Source organism: Rhodoferax sp. ZS1R8 (assembly GCF_056521325.1).
The window spans coordinates 1-1,345 of sequence record NZ_JBWMBA010000089.1 but is presented as its reverse complement, the minus strand read 5'-3'; the positions used below and the strand labels follow the sequence as shown (position 1 = coordinate 1,345).

Sequence of the window (1,345 nt, the reverse complement as noted above, 5' to 3'; positions counted from 1 at the left end):
CCGGGGGAAAGTTTTCCAATAGCATAGTAATTTCCTGAGTCTATGGGTGGGGTGGTGCTTATTGCAGCGGCTTTTCGTAATGGGTGTCCATCTCGTACTGGCCCATCAGGTAGGCGACGCGTTTGACGATTTCGGCCAACCCTTGCACCAGCACCAGGGCAAAGCCCAGCGGCATGGCCAGCACGGCGGGCCAGCGGATCAGGCCCCCGGCGTTTTGCGACATTTCGCCGGAGGTGAAACTGTTCATGAAGTAGCCCCAGGACAGGACCATCAGCAGCGTAACTACGGGTAACAGAAAGACCACCAAGCCAAACAAGTCAACATACACGGGTCTGTTGCCTTTGAGCTTGCCGTAAATCAGGTCTACCCGCACATGTTCGTTGAGCTTGAGCACCAGGGGTGCGCCAACCATGACCATGTAGGCAAATAGATACCACTGGATTTCCATATAGGCGTTGGAGCTCCAATCGAAGCCATACCGAACAAATGCGTTCAGTGCGCAGATCAGGGCGGAAAGCAGTACGGTCCAGGATGCAAGCACCCCAAATTTTTTGCTGATCCAGTCCATGCCTAGCGCGAGTTTTAAGAGTGCTGCCACTGCGGTTCTCCATCTACTTTCGTTAAAAGGACAGGCGCGAACATAGCCACGCTTGCGACCCGCCAATGGTGCCTGAAAGCCCTGTAGAAAACCTGACACATGCACTTGGTGTTTACCCTTGCGCACGATTGTGGGACCCAGTGGATGGATAGAATTTATCGGTGCCACTAACCAACAAGGATCGCCATGTTCAAACACATACTATTACCCATTGACGGTTCCGACGCATGCATCCGTGCGGTAGCGCAGGGGGCTGAGCTGGCCAAAGTCTTGGGGGCGGCAGTAACCCTCATGACTGCCATTGAGCAAAATCCAACTGGGCTTGCCGGCGGTGTTTACCGGGCTGACGACAACCCCATGCACCAGGCCGCGCGCGACGCCGCAGCGCATTGGCTGGCGCAGGCCAAGGCCATCGTGGTGCAACACGGCATCGAGCCCCAGCAGATGGTTTTGCAGGAACACAGCATTTCGAAAAGCATTTTGGCTGCTGCCACATCGACCGGTGCCGACCTTATCGTCATGGGCTCGCACGGCGCCAGTGCGTTGGAGCGCCTGCTGATTGGCAGCCAGACACAGCGTGTACTGGCGCAAACCAATATTGCGGTGATGGTGCTGCGTTAGCGGTGCGTGTGAAGGCGCACAGACGGTAGGCCATGGGGGTGCCTACCATGAGCTCTGTACGTTGATAGCAACCCGAGGCTTCCACACCATGAGTCCCCATACCCCCCATCAAATGCAGTTTGTGCT

At 56.1% G+C, this 1,345-nt stretch carries 2 protein-coding genes; one reads left to right on the top strand and one right to left on the bottom strand.

Annotation, left to right across the window (positions count from 1 at the left end; genetic code table 11):
* Positions 1-58: 58 nt before the first annotated feature.
* The gene (locus tag AC097P_RS24035) at positions 59-598 is read right to left on the bottom strand and encodes a TRAP transporter small permease subunit (protein WP_479612944.1); all 540 of its coding nucleotides are present in this window, start codon (positions 596-598) and stop codon (positions 59-61) included.
* 186 nt (positions 599-784) lie between these two features.
* Here AC097P_RS24035 and AC097P_RS24030 point away from each other — a divergent pair, with 186 nt between their 5' ends.
* Complete coding sequence (locus tag AC097P_RS24030) at positions 785-1,219, top strand: universal stress protein (RefSeq protein ID WP_479612943.1); 435 nt, start codon at positions 785-787, stop codon at positions 1,217-1,219.
* Positions 1,220-1,345 lie beyond the last annotated feature (126 nt).

Excerpts from the sequence above, each read along its gene's own strand:
- AC097P_RS24030 (WP_479612943.1), top strand. The coding sequence starts at position 785 with ATGTTCAAACACATACTATTACCCATTGACGGTTCCGACGCATGCATC.